This window comes from Methanoregula sp., from assembly GCF_002835825.1.
Lineage (GTDB): Archaea > Halobacteriota > Methanomicrobia > Methanomicrobiales > Methanospirillaceae > Methanoregula.
The window spans coordinates 1-1,246 of sequence record NZ_PIZH01000610.1 but is presented as its reverse complement, the minus strand read 5'-3'; the positions used below and the strand labels follow the sequence as shown (position 1 = coordinate 1,246).

The 1,246-nt window shown below is 49.5% G+C and carries 1 protein-coding gene; it reads left to right on the top strand.

Annotated elements, in window-relative coordinates:
* Positions 1–917: 917 nt before the first annotated feature.
* A partial coding sequence (locus tag CW742_RS13780; protein ID WP_292421360.1) for a DUF5698 domain-containing protein occupies positions 918–1,246 on the top strand: 329 nt, incomplete at its 3' end.

Sequence of the window (1,246 nt, the reverse complement as noted above, 5' to 3'; positions counted from 1 at the left end):
GTGCTGATGCATGCGATTGTATCGGATGTCCTGCAATCATTCCCTTGCCTGACAGGCTGGGAATCGCCTGTCTTTTCGATATAATCCAGCGCGAGGGAAATACCCTGAAGGAATCCATGAGAAAGGTCTTCTGCTGTGAATGTCGCAAGCCGATGGTCCTGATTGCAGGACCCGGTGAGAGAAAACTCTGGAGGTGCACTACTCCGGATTGTGTAATCCATGAATACACACGATTGAAAAATCTTTATCCGGTGCATTAGAGCGGAAAATCGGTGATGATGATGAAGAAAATTATCCCTGTAACATGGATACGTAATGTCTGTCACCGGTGCGGACAACTGCTGCACATTTACGAAGATACGGTCTGGACAGACAACAGAACCTACCACTATAAATGCTGGATGAAGGAAAAAGAGAGCAAATCGTGGAATAATGCCGGAATATCAGGGTTGCAAAGCGGCTCCGGCCGATAGCCGGGATCCGGATATCCCGCACCATTTTTTTTACGAGATCCTGAACACAGCAATCAGGATTGCAGGGTGCGGGAATTGCAGGCTATTGGCCCGGTATGATTTCAGTAATCTCACCATTTCATCCGGTGTCAATCCCTCATGGGAAGACCCTCTGATGAATGCTCTGGCCTGGGGCGGCAACTTCGCCATTTAACAGAATGTGTACGCGTGTGTGGAAAGACTGGTTCTTCGCACTGAAGAGGATCCTGTACCGGTATATTTTCCGCAACAAACCGGCTTTTGATCTGCTCCACGATGATCTGGAAATATAACTGACACCGTCTGCATTATCGCAGTGATCCATTGCACGGATGTTTTTCCAGTACCCCACAAAGCATACATACCCGCAATCCGATACGCCTAGATTACCGTACGTCAGCTGCGGTCACAGGTTATGGATGCGTAATGGATCTTGTCTTACCGCTTATCATCCTTGTTGCACGGATTGTCGAGACCACCATGGAGACGATCCGTCTTGTCTATGTAACAAAAGGCCACAAATACCTCGCTTCGGGTATCGGGACGCTGAAGATCGGCGTCTGGATCGTCTCAACCGGGCTCGTACTGACGAATCTTGACAATATCCCCGGGATCCTTGCATACATGCTAGGATACGGGATTGGTACACTTTTGGGGATGACGATAGAATCGTGGATCGGCCTCGGCACGGCCGTTATCCGGATTTTCGTAACTGGGGATCCTGAACCGCGCATCATCCGTATTGGGACGGTGGG